The sequence below is a fragment of the Roseibium porphyridii genome (assembly GCF_026191725.2).
Lineage (GTDB): Bacteria > Pseudomonadota > Alphaproteobacteria > Rhizobiales > Stappiaceae > Roseibium > Roseibium porphyridii.
In genome coordinates, this window is sequence record NZ_CP120863.1 from 3,693,260 (window position 1) to 3,710,849 (window position 17,590).

General features: G+C 53.6%; 19 protein-coding genes. 11 read left to right on the forward strand and 8 right to left on the reverse strand.

What is annotated here, in order from left to right; all coding sequences use genetic code 11:
* Positions 1–64: 64 nt before the first annotated feature.
* The 4 genes from K1718_RS17075 to K1718_RS17090 all read right to left on the reverse strand — a co-directional run bounded on the left by K1718_RS17075 (position 65) and on the right by K1718_RS17090 (position 2,819).
* Complete coding sequence (locus tag K1718_RS17075) at positions 65–1,501, reverse strand: cryptochrome/photolyase family protein (protein ID WP_152502100.1); 1,437 nt, start codon at positions 1,499–1,501, stop codon at positions 65–67.
* A 102-nt stretch (positions 1,502–1,603) separates the two neighbouring features.
* Positions 1,604–2,038, reverse strand: coding sequence for an SRPBCC family protein (locus K1718_RS17080; protein ID WP_152502101.1), 435 nt, complete (start codon positions 2,036–2,038; stop codon positions 1,604–1,606).
* Positions 2,035–2,376, reverse strand: a complete 342-nt coding sequence (locus tag K1718_RS17085) for an ArsR/SmtB family transcription factor (RefSeq protein ID WP_152502102.1) — start codon at positions 2,374–2,376, stop codon at positions 2,035–2,037. The genes K1718_RS17080 and K1718_RS17085 overlap by 4 nt, the downstream gene beginning before the upstream one ends.
* Positions 2,373–2,819, reverse strand: coding sequence for a cupin domain-containing protein (locus tag K1718_RS17090; protein WP_152502103.1), 447 nt, complete (start codon positions 2,817–2,819; stop codon positions 2,373–2,375). The genes K1718_RS17085 and K1718_RS17090 overlap by 4 nt, the downstream gene beginning before the upstream one ends.
* Positions 2,820–2,978: 159 nt before the next feature.
* Here K1718_RS17090 and K1718_RS17095 point away from each other — a divergent pair, with 159 nt between their 5' ends.
* From K1718_RS17095 to moaA, 3 genes are all read left to right on the forward strand, one after another.
* Positions 2,979–4,085 (forward strand): Acg family FMN-binding oxidoreductase, encoded by a 1,107-nt coding sequence (locus tag K1718_RS17095; protein WP_265681438.1) that lies wholly within the window; start codon positions 2,979–2,981, stop codon positions 4,083–4,085.
* Positions 4,078–4,527: a MarR family winged helix-turn-helix transcriptional regulator gene (locus K1718_RS17100; protein WP_152502104.1), complete on the forward strand. Its 450-nt coding sequence runs from the start codon at positions 4,078–4,080 to the stop codon at positions 4,525–4,527. The genes K1718_RS17095 and K1718_RS17100 overlap by 8 nt, the downstream gene beginning before the upstream one ends.
* Before the next feature lie 223 nt (positions 4,528–4,750).
* On the forward strand, positions 4,751–5,740 hold the full coding sequence (gene moaA / locus K1718_RS17105) for a GTP 3',8-cyclase MoaA (protein ID WP_209007047.1): 990 nt from the start codon (positions 4,751–4,753) through the stop codon (positions 5,738–5,740).
* Between the two features lie 36 nt (positions 5,741–5,776).
* On the opposite strand, the gene K1718_RS17110 is transcribed toward moaA, so the two are convergent.
* Positions 5,777–7,015 carry a multidrug effflux MFS transporter gene (locus K1718_RS17110; protein ID WP_152502106.1) on the reverse strand — a complete coding sequence of 413 codons (1,239 nt, stop codon included), beginning with the start codon at positions 7,013–7,015 and terminating at the stop codon, positions 5,777–5,779.
* Between the two features lie 319 nt (positions 7,016–7,334).
* Positions 7,335–8,480, reverse strand: a complete 1,146-nt coding sequence (apbC, locus tag K1718_RS17115; RefSeq protein WP_265681436.1) for an iron-sulfur cluster carrier protein ApbC — start codon at positions 8,478–8,480, stop codon at positions 7,335–7,337.
* A gap of 383 nt (positions 8,481–8,863) precedes the next feature.
* Here apbC and K1718_RS17120 point away from each other — a divergent pair, with 383 nt between their 5' ends.
* The 7 genes from K1718_RS17120 (at position 8,864) to K1718_RS17150 (ending at position 14,376) form a co-directional block, all read left to right on the forward strand.
* Positions 8,864–9,544, forward strand: coding sequence for an SDR family NAD(P)-dependent oxidoreductase (locus K1718_RS17120; RefSeq protein WP_152502108.1), 681 nt, complete (start codon positions 8,864–8,866; stop codon positions 9,542–9,544).
* Between the two features lie 29 nt (positions 9,545–9,573).
* Positions 9,574–10,164: a GNAT family N-acetyltransferase gene (locus K1718_RS17125; RefSeq protein WP_152502109.1), complete on the forward strand. Its 591-nt coding sequence runs from the start codon at positions 9,574–9,576 to the stop codon at positions 10,162–10,164.
* 206 nt (positions 10,165–10,370) lie between these two features.
* Positions 10,371–10,829, forward strand: coding sequence for a BLUF domain-containing protein (locus tag K1718_RS17130; protein WP_152502110.1), 459 nt, complete (start codon positions 10,371–10,373; stop codon positions 10,827–10,829).
* A 220-nt stretch (positions 10,830–11,049) separates the two neighbouring features.
* Positions 11,050–11,946, forward strand: coding sequence for a formate dehydrogenase accessory sulfurtransferase FdhD (gene fdhD, locus K1718_RS17135; RefSeq protein WP_152502111.1), 897 nt, complete (start codon positions 11,050–11,052; stop codon positions 11,944–11,946).
* Positions 11,943–12,584 (forward strand): molybdenum cofactor guanylyltransferase MobA, encoded by a 642-nt coding sequence (gene mobA / locus K1718_RS17140; RefSeq protein ID WP_265681434.1) that lies wholly within the window; start codon positions 11,943–11,945, stop codon positions 12,582–12,584. Before fdhD ends, mobA begins: the two co-directional genes overlap by 4 nt.
* A complete protein-coding gene (gene mobB / locus K1718_RS17145; protein WP_152502113.1) occupies positions 12,581–13,102 on the forward strand; it encodes a molybdopterin-guanine dinucleotide biosynthesis protein B in 522 nt (173 codons plus the stop codon). The genes mobA and mobB overlap by 4 nt, the downstream gene beginning before the upstream one ends.
* Positions 13,099–14,376, forward strand: coding sequence for a molybdopterin molybdotransferase MoeA (locus tag K1718_RS17150; protein WP_265681433.1), 1,278 nt, complete (start codon positions 13,099–13,101; stop codon positions 14,374–14,376). Before mobB ends, K1718_RS17150 begins: the two co-directional genes overlap by 4 nt.
* Before the next feature lie 50 nt (positions 14,377–14,426).
* Here K1718_RS17150 and K1718_RS17155 read toward each other — a convergent pair whose 3' ends face one another.
* Positions 14,427–15,422 (reverse strand): MBL fold metallo-hydrolase, encoded by a 996-nt coding sequence (locus K1718_RS17155; RefSeq protein WP_265681432.1) that lies wholly within the window; start codon positions 15,420–15,422, stop codon positions 14,427–14,429.
* Between the two features lie 187 nt (positions 15,423–15,609).
* Between K1718_RS17155 and K1718_RS17160 the strand changes: the two genes are divergently transcribed.
* Positions 15,610–16,536 (forward strand): LysR family transcriptional regulator, encoded by a 927-nt coding sequence (locus K1718_RS17160; protein WP_265681431.1) that lies wholly within the window; start codon positions 15,610–15,612, stop codon positions 16,534–16,536.
* Positions 16,537–16,554: 18 nt separating this feature from the next.
* Here K1718_RS17160 and K1718_RS17165 read toward each other — a convergent pair whose 3' ends face one another.
* The gene (locus K1718_RS17165; protein WP_265681430.1) at positions 16,555–17,202 is read right to left on the reverse strand and encodes a glutathione S-transferase family protein; all 648 of its coding nucleotides are present in this window, start codon (positions 17,200–17,202) and stop codon (positions 16,555–16,557) included.
* Positions 17,203–17,590 lie beyond the last annotated feature (388 nt).

Sequence of the window (17,590 nt, forward strand, 5' to 3'; positions counted from 1 at the left end):
CGGTTCCTTGATCGGAAATCAATTCAGCAGGTTGAGGCGGACGATAGCGCCCGCGCGACCATCGTCAAGCCGCGTTTTGTCCCGCCTCTTTGACGGCAATGTAACCCTCAAGCGCGGCTTGCCTTGCCTTACCATGATCGACAATCGGTTTCGGGTAGGTCTGGCCCAATTCAATGCCCGCTTGCTGCAGAGCTTCCGGCGGCGCTGCAAAAGGCGCGAACAGGTGTTGTGTAGCCAGGTTTTCAAGTTCCGGAACCCATTGCCTGGTGTAAATTCCTTCCGGATCGAACTTTTCTCCCTGGGTGATCGGATTGAATATTCGAAAGTATGGCGCGGCATCCGCGCCAGAGCCGGCAACCCATTGCCAGCTGGCTGAATTGTTCGCCAGATCCGCATCCAACAGCGTATCGCGGAACCAGGCTTCACCGTGTTTCCAATGAATTCGCAGATGCTTTATCAGAAAACTTGCGACAATCATCCGCACGCGATTGTGCATGTAACCGGTTTGCCAAAGTTCACGCATGCCTGCATCGACAATCGGATAACCTGTTTGGCCCTTCTGCCATTTCGCCAGATCGTCCGGAGCTTCGCGCCAGGGATAGGCATCGAATGCCGGTTTCCAGTTTTCCGACGGCAAATGCGGGAAATGATAAAGCAAATGATATGCAAACTCTCGCCAGGCAATCTCGGACAGAAATTTCACACCGTCCGGCGCAGCGGAAATTTCCGCTGTCATATGTTTTTGCGTTTCATGCCAGATCATTCGAGGAGAGATCTCCCCGAAATGCAATGCCGGCGACAAGCGGGAAACGTTGGGCAGATCGGGTCGGTTCCGCAAACTGCCATAACCTTGAAGGCCTTCATCTAGAAACGCCCTGAACCGCTTCCTTGCGCCCTCTTCACCTGGTTGCCAGATGTTTTCCCACCCAGCCGCCCAGTCGGGTTTGTTCGGCAACAATCCAAAACTCTCCAGGTCCTCGCCTGCATCGGTATTCACGAATTGAATGTTTTCTGGTGCAGTCAGGGGCGATGCAATCTGTTTTTGTTGGGCCGCTTTCCAGAAAGGCGAGTACACCTTGAAAGGACCGCCTGATTTGGTTTCGAGTTCCCATGGCTCGAACAACAAGGATGCCTTGAAACTCCTGGTCTCAATGCCTGCATCCTTCAGGCTGGCCTTTATATCTGTGTCTCTCTCAATGGCATGTGGCTCGTAACAGCGATTCCAATAGACAGCTTTTAGCTGATGTTCGCGCACCAGATGCGGAATGAGATGCCGTGCATCTCCACGCATCAGTACAAGTCCCGACAATGAAGCCTTCAAACTTGCAAGACTGTGATACAGCCACCACCGACTGGCACCTCCCATAGGATGCGTTTCACCGGATTGTTCCGGCGTTTCCAGAATGAAAACCGGAAGCACCGACCCCTTCTGCGCTGCTTCAAAGAGTGCGGGATTGTCTTCTGTTCGCAGATCTTGGCGGAACCAAACGAGTGTTGTCATGTTGCCTCTGACGTGTTCTTGCTGAGTCATACGCCAGAGGCTTTGAACAGATCAACGCAGCAGCCGGCTCAACTGGACCGGCTGGAGGTAAAAACGGTCAGGTCACGCCGGGACGGGAGCTTTGGCCTCCTGGCGCAAGCGCTCAAAGTGCTTGTCCCAACCAGCATCCAATGCACTTAACATCATGAAGGCTGCCTCTCCTGCGGCCTGTTCAATCCCTTCATGCGCAAGCGTCAAACGTGTGCCACCTGCTGCGTCTTCAAGGGTCCAGCGCACAGTTGTCATGGCACCGTTGAGAGGTTTGACGGTGAATGTGTAGACCAGACTGTCATGCGGGCGCATTTCCAGTACCTTCCCCCAACAAATGCGTGACATGTCGCCGTGCTGGTCGAGCAAGGTGTAGGCCGCGCCTTCCTTCAAGTCTTCCTCAGCCGGGTGAAACCAGCGGGCCAGCTTGTCTTTTTCGGTCAAAAATGACCAGACGATCTCGCGTGGCGCATCCAGAAAGATTGTTTTTGTGATGGTTGTCGAATTCATTTTTCCGTTTCCCTTCTTTTTTGCATGTCCCTGGCGACCTCACGCTGCAAATCTGCAAGCTTGCTGTCCCAGAATTGTTCAAAAAACCCGAGCCATTCGAACGCCGAGCTCAAGGGCTCGGGTGAAAGCCGATTGCGCTTCTCCCGTCCGATCACTTCAGTTTGTATGAGGCCGCCTTCCTCCAGGATGGTCAGGTGTTTGTTGATTGCCGTACGGGTGATATCGAAACGCGCCGCAATGTCTGAAATGGCAAGGTTCTCTTGCGCCAGATGCATTAGGATTTGGCGCCGTGTCGGATCAGCCAGAGCCCGGAAAACGCTTTGGGGTCCGGAGTTCATTTTCGTCCCTCCCCGACCGGCACAAAGTCGAATGGTCCATCCTGATAAAGGAAGGTGACGCATTCCACTTCAGAGACGCATTTGCTGAGGTGCGGCAGGTGAGCTGGAATTTCATAATAGTCACCTGCCTTAAGGACGACTTCACTACCACCGATCTCATTTTCAGACAGATGAACCATTTCACCTGAAACGATCAGGCCGTACATCCCTGCACTTTTGGTGTGAACCGGACTGATGAGCCCCGCCGGGAGCCGAACCATCGCCATGTAGCTTTCGTCAAAACGATTGCCCTTCAGCGACGCAAATGCGACACCCTCCGGTGTTGTCTCCCAGTTGAGTTCCGGTTGAACCGCCAGTTTGATGTCATCGGCTCGAGCTGAAGGGGTCAGGCTCGCAACTGAGATCAACCCTGCGGTTAGACAAGCAAGTTTTCCAATTTTCATACCAATCTCCTCGTAACACCATTTGGTGTTATTTATATGACACCTTTTGGTGTCATTACAAGCGGTGCCGAAAAATTTCTTGCTAGGGCATTCAGGAATTGATTTTAGTGCGTTTTCGTACTACTTAGTGCGATATCGTACTTTTTAGGAGAAACTCTCATGTCCTTGTCCCGCCGAAAAACCCTAGCCCTCATCGGTGGAGGCATCGTTGTTGCTGCTTCCGCGTCTGCAGGAACGTTTCTTGCCACACGCACCCCTGAGAGGGCTCTGTCTCCTTGGGAGGATGCCGGCGACTATGAAGACCCGCGGCTGTTTGCTCTCTCCTATGCGCTGCTGGCTCCAAATCCACACAACAGACAACCCTGGCTGGTCGAACTCACGGAAGGAACAAGCTTTCTTCTGCATAGAGACAAGACCCGCAGTTTGCCGCATACGGATCCCTATCAAAGACAGATATTCGTCGGCCTTGGCTGCTTCATAGAGCTGATGGCTGTTGCAGCCTCGCTTCAAAAGAAAAGTGCAGAAATCAAACTTTTCCCCGAAGGACCGGACGGACCGATAGCTTTTGTTCAATTGCAGGATGGAGGCGCCACCGACCCGCTTTCAGAACACATAATGAACCGACGCTCCTGCAAGGAACCGTTTGAAACAACTCCGGTTCCGAAAAATCTAGCACAAAAACTCGTCCCTTATGGTCAGGTGATTTTGGATAGTGAGACTGTTGCAGTTTTGAAGGAGCTCACCTGGGACGCCTGGTTGACCGAAATGAATACACATCGCGCGCTCAAGGAAAGCGTTGATCTCATGCGCTTCGGCAAATCCGAAATCAACGCGAACCCAGATGGCATTGATCTTGGCGGACCGTTTCTCGAAAGTCTCATGCTTGCCGGCATTTTGACCCGTGAAGGTCAGCTTGATCCAGCATCAAGCGGATTTCAGGAAGGTGTGAAAATCTATCGGGAGATGCTTGCAGCTACGCCGGCTTATATCTCCATGACCACTGAGGGAAATGCGCGTTCCGACCAAATCGCGGCGGGTCGTCGATGGCTGAGGCTGAACCTTGAAACAACCGCCCTGGGGCTGGCTCTTCATCCTGTCAGTCAAGCTCTTCAGGAATATGAGGAAATGAAGACGCACTATGCCGACGCCCATCGCATACTTGCCAATCCGGGAGAAACCGTTCAGATGCTAGGACGATTGGGCTATGGCCCGACAATTCCACGAACGCCGCGCTGGCCGCTCGAAACACGGATATTGAATGGATAACGACACCCGGCACGTCTATTTCACATTTTTCAATGAGATTGGCATCATTGCCCAGCTCAGCCGGGCTGCCATGGAAGCCCGGTTACCAAAGGGGCTCACCCTGCCCCATTTCAGCGTAATCAATCATTTGATCAGGGTACGCGACGGGCAAACGCCGCTGACCCTGGCAAGGGCCTTTCAAGTTCCCAAAACGACCATGACGCACACCTTGTCCGGCTTGCTTGAGCACGGGTTTGTCGAAATGCGGCCCAACCCAAAAGACGGACGCAGCAAAACTGTTTGGTTGACCGATGCTGGGCGAACATTTCGCGAGGCAGCGATCAAGGCGAGCGATCCGGATATTGAAGCGCTAAAGGCAGCTTTCCCAAAGCAGAAGGTTGAACAACTGCTTCCGCTTCTGGCTGACATAAGATCGTTCATGGACGCCTATCGGGATGAGTGAGATCGTCGGTGCTTGGGATCGGCAAAGGGTCCAATTGACAAAAATACACTGAAAAGTTTACCTGCGAAGAATAACCTGAAGCGAAAAATCGGGTTTGAATTGATCTTACCCGCTTCCGCGCCATATGATCGGGAACAAAACACAAGGGAGAGCGTCCGTGACAGATGGTAAGATTGTGGTTCCGGCACAGCCGGATACCGGTGCAGCGCCGATATCCAGTCCCATGATCGACCCTTTTGGCCGGGCCGTTACCTATCTGCGTGTCTCAGTGACCGATCGGTGTGATTTCCGCTGTGTCTATTGCATGGCCGAGGACATGACATTCCTGCCGAAGCGAGAAGTTCTCAGCCTTGAAGAACTGGACCGTCTGTGCACGGCCTTTATCGAAAAGGGTGTGCGAAAGCTGCGTTTGACCGGCGGTGAACCGCTGGTGCGAAAAAACATCATGAGCCTGATCAGAAACCTCGGCCGTCATCTTGATAGCGGGGCCTTGGAAGAGCTGACGATCACGACAAACGGTTCACAGCTGTCGCGCTTCGCAAACGAACTCTATGACTGTGGCGTCCGGCGGATCAATGTCTCAATCGATACGCTCGACCCTCAGAAGTTCAAGACCGTGACCAGATGGGGCGACCTCGCCAAGGTGCTGGACGGGGTCCGGGCTGCCACTGCGGCCGGATTGAAAACAAAAATCAACATGGTTGCGCTCAAGGATGTCAACGAGCACGAAATTCAGCCTATGCTGGAATGGTGTCATGGCGAAGGTCATGATCTGACGCTCATTGAGACCATGCCGCTTGGGGAAATTGACGGCGACCGCACTGACCAATATCTCCCGCTGTCGACTGTCAGGTCCCGTCTTGCCGAGCGTTTCACACTTACCGACATTCCTTACAAGACCGGCGGTCCTGCACGGTATGTGACCATTGAGGAAACAGGCGGCAAACTGGGCTTCATTACGCCATTGACCCACAATTTCTGTGAAAGCTGCAACCGGGTAAGGGTTACCTGCACCGGGCAACTTTATATGTGCCTTGGTCAGGATGACATGGCTGACTTGCGCGCGCCATTGCGTGCCTCGGAAGGCAATGAAGTTCTGAACGATGCCATCGACGAAGCGATCGGCAGAAAACCGAAGGGGCATGACTTTGTCATTGACCGTGATCGCAATCAGCCGGCTGTGTCGCGGCATATGAGCGTCACCGGCGGCTGAACTTCTGGCATAGAATTTTCTAGTGAAACAATCGCGCTATTCGGCGGGCACGAAAGAGTGTCGCGCCGAAAGATGGCGCACCGATAGTGCTGCGCCAAGACTAAGCAGCATGCCAATAGCCATAACTATGATCATTCCCCACGGCGATCCCGCGATGGCGCTGCCTGTATAAAGCCACGTGACAAACGAACCGGTGATCGCACCGGCACCGACTTGCAGCGATGCAGTCAGTCCGGAAGCCGAACCGGCAAGTTCCGGTCGGACACTGACAGCACCTGATAGCGCACTTGGCAGGCAAACGCCGTTGCCCAGTCCTAGCAAGAACATTGGCAAAAACAGGATCTGCGCCGACAGACCATTGAAATAGGTGAAGGTCGCAATAATCGAAACTGAAAGAATTCCGATCAAAGTGCCCGCCATGATCATTGGCATCAGACCGACCCGTTCAGCAAATTTCCCCGAAATGAAATTCCCGGCAATGTAACCAAGCGCTACAAACATGAAGTAGAAGCCCATTTCGGCTGCACTGAGTGAAAGCATTCCGGCGGCGATATAGGGCGCTCCCCCGAGATAGGCGAAATAGGTCAGCGCGGAAAACGCTGCCGTCAGCGCATAACTCCAAAACAACGGCTCCCTGCACAGGTCCGTATAGGACTTCACAACCTGCCGAGGTCCAACTTTCGTTCTTTCTGTATGCGTTTCGGGCAACTTGTAGATGCTTGCCCACAAAGCCCCTATGCCGAGGATAAGCATAAGAACAAAACCACCCTGCCAGCCGAAAAACTCATCGAGCAGTCCGCCAATGGCCGGACCGATCGTCGGCATGACCGCCATACCCATCGTGACAAATCCAATCATGCTTGCAGCTTGATTTGGACCGTAGAGATCCCTCACGATGGCTCTGCCGAGAACCATTCCGGTGCAACCGCCTGCGGCTTGCAAAATGCGAGCGAAAACCAGGGCTTCGATCGTGGGTGCAAAGAGGCACAGGATGCTGCCGATGACGAACAGTGTCATGCCGACAATGATCACAGGACGACGGCCATATTGATCAGACAGCGGTCCCCAGATCAGTTGCGAAACGGCGACGGCAACAAAGAATGCAGACATGGACAGCTGGATTTCACCAGCGGTCGCGGAAAAAACAATCATCATGCCTGCGAGAGAAGGCAGATAAATCTGCATTGCGAGCGGATTGACGGTCGAGACCGCAATCAGCACCGCTAAAGAAGGCCGTGCAGCCCTTTCTGTCGCGCGTCTTTGGCCGGATTTCATACCCAGGAAGGAACCCTTGTTATTTTTCCCTTGCCGAAAACAGCTTAGGATGGGGTTACCATAGGTGACTGGCGTGATCCGGTTGTGAAAAGCGATATTGATACAACCAGAAAGACCTCAAGCGATTGGCTTTTCTTGTCTTTTTGAAAGATTGCTTCAGAATTTTGAGTCGCCTGAAACACAACCTGAATGGCTGTTTCACGATCGTATACCGCGTCGGCCAAACGCCAGACCAAACACTGCCTTTAATCCATGACAAAAAAAACCGGCGGCGCTCAGCGGGCCACCGGCTTTACTGAAGGTTCAAGACTGACATCCCTCAGTCGAAGACGATCTTCGGTGCTCCCCGTTCCGGGGAATTTTCAGATCTTTGAATACCGGCCACAACCTTGGTTGCGATGTCCTTGTAGATTTCGGCCATAGCGCCTTCCGGATCGGAGACCACGATCGGTGTTCCGGCGTCCGACGTTTCTCGGATCTTCATTGTGAGCGGGATCTCACCGAGGAACGGCACAGACAAGCGTTCAGCTTCTGCCCTCGCACCACCGTGACCAAAGATGTCATGTCGTCCGCCACAATCGGGACAAAGGAAGTAACTCATGTTTTCCACGATGCCCAGCACCGGAACATCGACGCGCTTGAACATGTTCAGGCCCTTACGCGCATCGATCAGCGCCAAATCCTGAGGTGTCGACACGATCACCGCACCGGCAAGCGGGACTTGTTGGGCCATTGTCAGCTGCGCATCGCCCGTGCCAGGGGGCATGTCGACAACCAAGACGTCAAGATCTCCCCAGGCGACTTCCCGAAGCATTTGGGTCAGCGCGGAAATCACCATGGGTCCACGCCAGATCATTGGCGTTTCCTCTTCGACCATGAAGCCCATGGACATGACCTTGATGCCGTATCCGACCAACGGCTTCAAGACGCGTCCGGAATCAGCTTCCGGTCGCCCTGAAACATTGAAAAGCCTGGGGACGGATGGTCCGTAGATGTCGGCATCAAGAACCCCTACTCTCAGGCCGTTTGCAGCCATTGCAAGCGCAAGATTGGCAGTTGTTGTCGATTTGCCGACGCCGCCCTTGCCGGAAGCAACCGCAACAATGTGCCGAATGCCGGGGACGCCTGGCTTAGCGGGCGCCTGCTCCTCACGAGCCGGTTGCGCCCGGGGCGCCGGCGCGGCGGGCTGCGGCGCGTTTCTGGCAGCACCAGGCGCGCGTTCTGCCGTCAGTGCGACCATTGCATTTTGGACACCGTCAACTTCCTTGACGACCTTTTCAGCTGCTTGGCGAAGGGGTTCCAGTTCCTGCGCACGCTCTGCTGGAACTGTTATGGAAAAGGCCACACGGCCATCTGATACAAACACATCCGACACAAGTCCCAGAGAGACGATATCCCCTTCAAGATCCGGCCCTTTTATCTGCCTGAGGCGTTCCATGACCGCTGATTTAATGCTCTCGTTCATTCACTTGTCCTGTCGACTGATCCGACTTCTTCTGCCCTTTGGGGCGAAAACCAAGGGAACCCTAATTTGCCTGGCATCAAAAGCAATCTGCCAAAATGCTGCACATATGTGTTCCGCGCCCCAAAACTGTCCAAACACTAGGTATTGCCCATCGCCGCAATTTCAAACCTTCTATCTTGAAACCACCGAGTTTTTTGAAACGTGAAAACGCGACTGAAGCAGCGACCACTCTCGTTTTCGGTTCAAATACCGCACGATCGACTGATTGTCCCGACGAAACCATGAGGACAATATTTGTCTTGCGGTGCGCGGGCTCGAAGTTAGTCTTCGCGCGGAGATCCCTTCCGGATTCCCTAGGTACAATCAGACCACAGGACTTTGCCATGCCGGCTTGCCTTATCACCGCGACCAACCGTGGGATCGGATACGAATTGGCGCGCACTGCACTTGCCAAAGGCTGGACCGTCTTCGGATCTGCGCGCGCGCCTGCCGCTGCAGACGAAACGGCCAAATCTCTTGGCGAAGGATTCGTTCCTTTGGTTTTCGACGTGACAGACCATGACAGCGTTCAAAAGTCGGCGGACATGCTTTCCGACAAGATCGATTTGCTGATAAACAATGCCGGCGTCATAGGTCCGCAGCGACAGTCTCCGCTGGATATGGACATGATTGGATTTTCTGAAACGATTGCAGTCAACACTATTGCCCCGCTTGCGGTCTCGCATGCCTTTCTTCCGCATTTGAGACAGTCCGGTGCCGGCAGGATACTGACAATCTCAAGCCAAATGTCCTGGATGGGATATCGCAAGTCGGACAGGCTTGCCTATCGCGCTTCCAAAGCCGCCGTAAACAAGGTCATGCAAGGCCTTGCAACCGAGCTCGAAGCGGAAGGCATCCCGGTTGCCCTGATCGACCCCGGCTGGGTTCGCACGGATATGGGCGGTGCCTCTGCCGACAATTGCCCGAAGGACGTCGCGGACGGTGTCTTCAAGATCGCTGACAGTCTGTCCATTGCAGAGACAGGCAAATTCTTCAAATGGACAGGGGAAGAACGCCCCTTTTAGTCTCTCCCAGGTTACTCAGGAGTCGCCCAATGACATGGCCCCTTCCCGTCACGCTGTCCGGCCAATACGCAACGCTAGTGCCCTTGTCACAAGAGCATGCAGCGGACCTCGCTGAGGCGTCCAGTGAAGGCGATTTGTGGAAAGTCTGGTACACGACGGTGCCGAAACCAAGTGATATTCCGGCTGAAATCGACCGTCGGCTCGATTTGCAAGCAAGTGGCTCTATGCTTCCCTTTGCCGTTCTGACGCCCGATGGCAAGGCGGTCGGCATGACCACCTATATGAACATCGACGCGACATACAAGCGGGTTGAAATCGGCTCGACATGGTACCGCAAAGCCGTGCAACGCACGCGAGTGAATACAGAATGTAAGCGAATGTTGCTCACACATGCGTTTGAGGACCTGCAATGCATTGCCGTTGAGTTCAGGACTCATTTCATGAACAGGCAAAGTCGCGCGGCCATCGAACGCCTTGGCGCCAAACTCGATGGCGTCCTGCGGTCCCATATGAGGACCACCGATGGCTCATTAAGAGATACTGCCGTTTATTCGATTCTTCCGCACGAATGGCCAACCGTCAGGGCCGGTCTGGATTTCAAGCTAGCAGAAGAACGCTAGTGCACTTTTCCACACAAAGATGAAGCTGCGTTGTTTTGCGCAGACTTCTAAGACTGCGCACAGACCCTTGAAGCACAAGGCCTGGGAACACTAGCCAACACATCCACGTGATTTTCAGCTCTTCTTCGGATTTGTTCCAAATTTTAAGCAAATGTGAGGAATTGAGGCGCACGCTGATCTCATCGGCAAAAAAGATGGGACACGCCATGGAACTCTATCGCGCTTGTTACCGCAGCCAGATCAGATGGAACAAAATGCATCTGCCGCTGCCCGACGAAATTGACAAAACTCTTCTGCGCATACGGCGCATCAATCGAAAAGCCGGCGTGACCGGTGCTCTTCTCCTCGTCGATCAGCACATCGTTCAAATTCTGGAAGGACAAACCGGCCAGGTGCTCGACACCGTTTATTGTGTCATGAACGATCCGCGGCTGGAATCCATTGAAGGCATCATTCATGAGCCGGTGGACTTCCGCATGTTCCCGAATTCGCTAATGTTCTTCCGTGACTTGAGCGATGGCGTTGCAGCATCACAACATGACGTGTTGCGGCCATTGCTGGATCATCCAGGTGATGTGACACGCGAAGAAGCCTATGCCGCTTTCGGACACTTTGCCAAAGAGCTGCAAGAAGGCCGCCTGACCAACGACATGCTTATGATCTGAGTGGAACGGATCTGAAAACGTTCCACTTCTCAAGCAATTGACACCCCTGCTCTGGGCTTGCCGCCTTGTGTCCCAAACCGTTCGGCAGCCTTCAGAGCCGGGTGTCTCAAAAAATTTTCGTCTGCCGGCAATCAAGTCTTCTCAAAAAATCTATCGGGTTGGTCCACCTGACGCCTTGCCCTTTGTCGTCATGCTCCCATAGTGTTTGCGAAACAAACACATGCGGAGTCGCCAGGCTGTGACAGGCCAATATGTTCTCAAACCAGACCCTCTTGATCCAGATCTCTCCACATCCGTTCAAGGTATTGACCAAAACGGTGAAACAGTCGAGACACGGGTCGTCACGGAAAAACCACTGACGCTTTTCCTAAACAGGCAGGAAGTGGTCACGATGATGACGATCGGCGATCATCCAGATCTTCTTGCCGTGGGTTATCTCAAAAACCAGAATATGCTCGCCGACGATGATGTCATCACCGAGATCGAACACGATGACGATCTTGAGGTTGTTATCGTGCGCACCCAGCGTGAGACTGATTTTGAGGAAAAGCTGAAGAAAAAAGTGCGAACGTCGGGCTGTGCTCAAGGCACCGTATTTGGCGATGTCATGGAAGGTTTTGAAACCGTTTCACTGCCTAAAGAGGCCCGGTTAAAAACATCCTGGCTCTATGCGTTGTCCAAGACCATCAATACGACCCCGTCCCTCTATCTTGAGGCTGGCGCAATCCATGGATGCGTCTTGTGCAAGCAAGACAACGCCCTGGTCTATATGGAAGACGTCGGGCGTCACAACGCAGTCGACAAAATAGCAGGCTGGATGGTTCTGAACGACGTGCCTGCCCATGACAAGATTTTTTACACCACCGGCCGGCTGACATCCGAAATGGTCATCAAGACCGTCATGATGGGCATTCCGATACTTGTATCGCGGTCCGGGTTTACCGCATGGGGTGTTGAACTTGCACGTCAGGCCGGTCTGACACTGATTGGCCGTGCGAAGGGGAAACGCTTTGTCGCCCTTGCGGGGGCCGAAAGAATTGAATTTGACATGGATCCGTCGCAGGCAAGCGATGAGCCGGACAAGATAAAGCGAAAAGGGAGTGTTCCAGCGGAATGAACGGTGTGAGCAAGAGTGTGCCGATTGAAAATGTTCTCGGCTGCGTTCTGGCCGGAGGGCAGTCCCGCCGCATGGGAGGTGGTGACAAAAGCCTTCTCGATGTTGGTGGCAAGACGATGCTCGAGATGATCCTCGCCCGCCTGTCACCGCAGGTGGAAAGCATCGTGTTGAATGCCAATGGAGATCCGAACCGTTTCGGTCACTTTGGACTGAGCGTCGTACCGGACCCCGTTGGTGATTTCGCCGGACCTTTAGCGGGCATTCTCGCCGGGTTAACTTATGTCAAAGAAAACAGACCTGACGTCAGCCACGTTGTTTCGGTTGCCGGCGACACACCGTTTTTTCCGGCGAATCTCGTCAAAGATCTCTGCTCTTCGGTTCCGTCAGAAAAACCCGTGATTGCGCTCGCCACTTCTTCAGACAAGCTGCATCCCGTTTTTGGCCTCTGGCCGGTCAGTCTTTGTTCGGACCTGCATACCTGGCTGAGTACCGGACAAAGCGGCAAGGTGCTCGCGTTTGTCGACAGGCACGACAGTGTCGAGGTTTCTTTCAACACCGATGCGTCGACTGGCCTGGATCCGTTTTTCAACGCCAATCGGCCTGAAGACCTGAACACCGTCCGCAAAGCGCTCACATGACAAAGACCCCTGTTTTCGGCATCACGGGCTGGAAAAACTCCGGCAAGACACAACTTGTTACCAGCCTTGTTGGCGAATTCACCGCGCGCGGTTTCAAAGTGTCCACTGTCAAGCATGCACACCACAATTTCGACATCGATCGACCCGGGGCAGACAGCTACCGGCACCGGGAGGCCGGCGCGAGCGAAGTCGCTCTTGTGTCCGGGCGCCGATGGGCACTGATGCACGAGCTTCGCGACGAAGAAGAGCCACCACTTGATGCCATTCTTTCCAGGCTTGCTCCTTGTGACCTCATTCTGATCGAGGGATACAAACGAGAAAATCACGCCAAAATAGAAGCAAGACGAACCGAGACCCGTGATCGTGGCCGCCTCGCGCCTGAAGATCCGAACATCATGGCTGTTGCTGCGGATCACGCCCAACCAGACGAAACACTGCCTGTATTCGATCTCAACGATGTTGGCGCTATGGCAGATTTCATTGAAGCCCATGCAGGTTTGAAAAGGCCCGCTACATGAGCGACAAATCCGTCCTTAACGACTGTTTTTTGCACGACAAGCAGCGGCTGCGTCACCACGAAGCCCTGCAGATCCTGAAGGACCAGGTGTCGACGATTGCAGACGTCGAAACGGTTCGCCTCGAAAACGCACTTGAACGCATTCTCGCAGAAGACATCACAGCACCTCGAAACATTCCGCTCGCCGACAATTCAGCAGTCGATGGATACGCTTTCCGTCATTCAGACTTCGACGAAGCTGGTGGATTTTTTCAGATACAGCAACGTATTGCTGCCGGTCATGCAAGCAATGCCACACTGGGTCCGTGGGCAGCTGGCCGTATTTTCACTGGCGCCGTCATGCCCCCTGGCGCAGACACCGTCGCCATGCAAGAGGACTGCGAGACACACCAGCAGGATGGCAAAGACTTTGTCATCGTTCCCCAGGGCCTCAAGAAAGGCGCCAATTGCCGGAAAGCTGGTGAGGACGTCAAGGAGGGAACCGCTCTCCTGGCTGCAGGGCACCGGCTAAGACCACAGGATCTGGCAGCTATCGCCTCCACAGGTCAGGCGGCGATCAAGGCTTTTCGCAATCTCAAGGTTGCACTTGTTTCAACGGGCGACGAGCTTCGCCGGCCTGGCGATCTCATTTCCGTTGGCGATGTCTATGACGCCAACCATTTCCTGTTGCGTGGGCTGTGTGCCGGGCTTCCGGTTGAAATTGCAGACCTCGGAATTCTCAAAGACGATGCCTCGCTGATCGAGACCAGACTAAAGGAAACCGCGGAGCAATTCGACCTTGTGCTCACAACCGGCGGCGCGAGCCTTGGCGAAGAAGACCACATACTGCGTTTGCTCGACAAACTGGGTCAGCGGCACATGTGGCAACTGGCAATCAAACCGGGCCGTCCAATGATGTTCGGAAACATCGAGTCTTGCGCGTTTCTCGGTCTGCCAGGAAACCCGGTGGCCGCCATGGTCTGCTTTCTGCTTTATGCACGTCCCGTCATCAATGTGCTGGCTGGTGGCAGGTTCCTGGAGCCACAAGGGTTTCAAATACCGGCTGCCTTCGAGGTTCCGCGAAAGAAACCGGACAGACGCGAATTCTATCGCGGTTGGCTTGAAGAAGGTTCTGACGGCAATACTCTCGCGCAAAAATTTCAGCGCGATGGTTCCGGGTTGATTTCCGGCTTGAGAGAAGCTGACGGATTGATTGAAATACCGGAAGAAACCACAGAAATTCGCAAGGGTGACCTTGTGCGGTTTCTACCCTTTTCGGGATTTGGCATTCGCTAGTACAGAACGTGTTGAACCCGACGCCTTGCGCCGGGTCCAGAAGTCAAAGTTTAGTAGGCGTAGGGCCAGTTTGCGGCGACGAACCGGTAGCCATCGCCATCGCGTGCGACGCGCCCCATCCCCGGGAACGGGATATGAGCACCAGCGAAGAAGAGCTTTTCGCTCGCGGCCTGATCAAAGAATTTTTTACGGGTTTCCGCGGCTTGACCTGAATCGATATCAAATCCGATGCCCCAATCCGGCTTTGCGAACTGATAGACAGTCATGTGAATGATGTCGCCGGCAATCACCAGTGTTTCACCATTGCTGTCGAAGAGGTACCCTGAGTGACCGGGTGTGTGGCCTGGCAAGGCCATTGATTGAACGCCCGGAAGAATTTCCTTGTCACCCGAAACAAGCGTTTGCTTGTCCTTGTAGGCCTCTGCAGCACGCCGAGCGCCCAAGAAAAACGGTTTGAACTGTTCAGGTGCGCCATTCATGGCTGCATCGTCAAACCAGAAGGCATTGTCGACCTCAGGCAAGATCAGCTCGGCATTGGAAAAGACGGGTTTGCCGTCTCCATCAATCGCTCCGAACAAGTGATCCGGATGCATGTGAGTGATAAGCAGCGCATCGATCTGATCAGGTGTGACACCAGCCGCCTCGAGTGCGGTGGGCAAGCGCCCCATGGTTGGACCGAGCGCATCTGACGTTCCGGCATCAACAAGAACCAGCCGCTCACCGGTGTTGACCAGAAACGCGTTTACGGGAATGCGCAACGCTTCTCCCTCAATCATTGCGTCGCCGCGGAGTCTCTCGCCTTCGCTGGCATCGTAGCCAACAACCAAGTCCGGGGTCACATCGAGATAACCGTCAAGCAGTGCAGTGATTTCGAAATCTCCGACCTTGTATCGAAGTGCACCTGCCATCGGCGCTCCGGCCTTCGGAGCCGCTGCACTGGCCGGTGCAGACAAAACTGACATTCCCCCGGCTGCCGCGAGAGCCCCGGCCCCGGCTGTGGCCCCAAGAAGTGAACGTCTGGAGAGAGAAAAACGAGAATTTGGCATGAACGCCTCCAGGCTCGACCTTAAGTGATTGGAATAGGATGGACACCCGGCATGATAGGAACCAACCGGGCTGTTCCATAAGTGTTTCATTCGCATGGTTTTTGAAGCCCCTGAAATCTTATAAAACTCATAAGCAGGAATTATATTAGAGACCTTGCCTGCCTCGAATTATTGGAAACACTGATCGATGGAAAAAATAAGCGCGCTGACCGGGTTCGTCCATTCCGTCAAGCTGGGGAGTTTTTCAGCCGCTGCGAAACACCTTGGCATTTCACAGCCGGCTGTAAGCCAACAGATCCGTGGGCTGGAAGATCATCTTGGCACAAGATTGCTGAACCGGACTACGCGGCAATTGAGACTGACGGAGGCGGGAGAACGCTACTATGCCTATGCCCGCGATATTCTCGACCGCATTGCCGAAGCCGACCGGTCGGTTCAAAGCGAGGAGGCACAGATGTCAGGCCCGCTATCGATCGGCCTGCCATTGGGATTTTCTGAAAGTGTGCTGTCGGACTTTCTGATCAGGTTCAAGCAGAACCACCCGTCAATTCTACTCGACGTGTCGCTGTCCGACATCTTTGTCGATGTTATTCAGGAACGTTTGGATCTGGCCATTCGCATGGGAGAAATAAGCGACGATAGATTGATTGTCCGAAAGCTGGGAACAGCACAAAGATGTCTGGTTGCTTCACCGGACTACCTTGACCGGCACGGACGCCCCCAACACCCCGCCGATCTGCCGGAACATGATTATCTGCTTTATCGCAACATCTCGACCGGCGACCGTGTCCCGTTCATCAGTACGATCGGCGAGCGACTTTCCGTACGCATTGTTCCATCGATGATTGTCAACAATACTGGCACATTGCGACAAGCCGCCCTCGCCGGTCTTGGAATAACCCTTGCGAACCGATGGCTTATCGACCCGCTTCTGCGTTCAGGCGAACTCGAACTGGTTTTGCCGGATTGGCAGTATCCGCCGCACCCCATTCATGCCGTTTATCCGTCGAACCGGTTCATCCCCTTGAAGGTTCGCCGGTTCGTCGACAGTCTGCAGACCTTCTTTGATCATCACGGCGCGTTCTCCAGTGGTTTGCCAATTGCTCATGGATAGTGCCGACATTATTCCTGTTCAGATTTCGTCGACAGCGACATACCAGGTCTCTTTCAGCGCTTCGGCTTCCCATTCCTTCCAGGCCTTCGTCTGTGTCATTGCTTCCGTATAGCGTCCAACGACTGGGTCTTCAGACAGTCCATATGTTGCAAATCGGCTGACCACTGGCGCATACATGGCGTCTGCTATCGAGAACGCCCCGAACAAAAACGGCCCATTGGATGCGTTGAGACATTCGCCCCAGATATCGACGATGCGCGCAACATCCGCCTTAACGGCGTCGTCGACATTCAACTCTTCAACCGGTCGGCGCATATTCATCGGGCAAGCTCCGCGCAGTGCGGAAAACCCTGAATGCATTTCCGAACAAATTGCTCGCGCCATGGCGCGCTCAGCCTGATCGGCAGGCCACAATTCCTTCTCTGGATAAAGTTCGGCCGCGTATTCCATGATGGCAAGGCTGTCCCAGACGGTCAGATCACCGTCCTTCAGCACCGGAACTTTCATGCTCGGCGAAAAAGCAGCAAATTCAGGATTGCCGTTGTCAAAATCAAACGGAACCAGGATTTCGCGAAAGGGAATATCTTTCTGCTTCAGGGCAATCCAGGGCCTGAAAGACCAGGAGGAATAGTTCTTGTTTCCAATGAACAATTCAATCTCTGCCATTTGGATTTCCTTTCAAGTTCGTCGATCATCCAGCCGATCGGCAAGTCATAGTTACCTGACCGGATGAAGTTCGTACGATGCTGAGACAGGATATACAAATTCAAGAAGTTCATGAATTCGATGAAATTTCTTGATCTATTGACGATAACATCAAAAATTCTAATGAAATTCAGATAAAACGCCGAAATAGTTCTTGTTTTGGAAATTTCATTTGCCGATTTTGGTTTTATACTTAAGAACTATGCCTTTTCGTTTTCAACAAAAAGTATTCTGAGATTGGCGGGTTACCGCAACAACCGTTCCACGGACTTTAAAATGATGTGAACTTTCACTCACCACGCCGGCTATTGAGCAACAATTTTCCACAGCTTGGCGCTGCTTTCCCTAT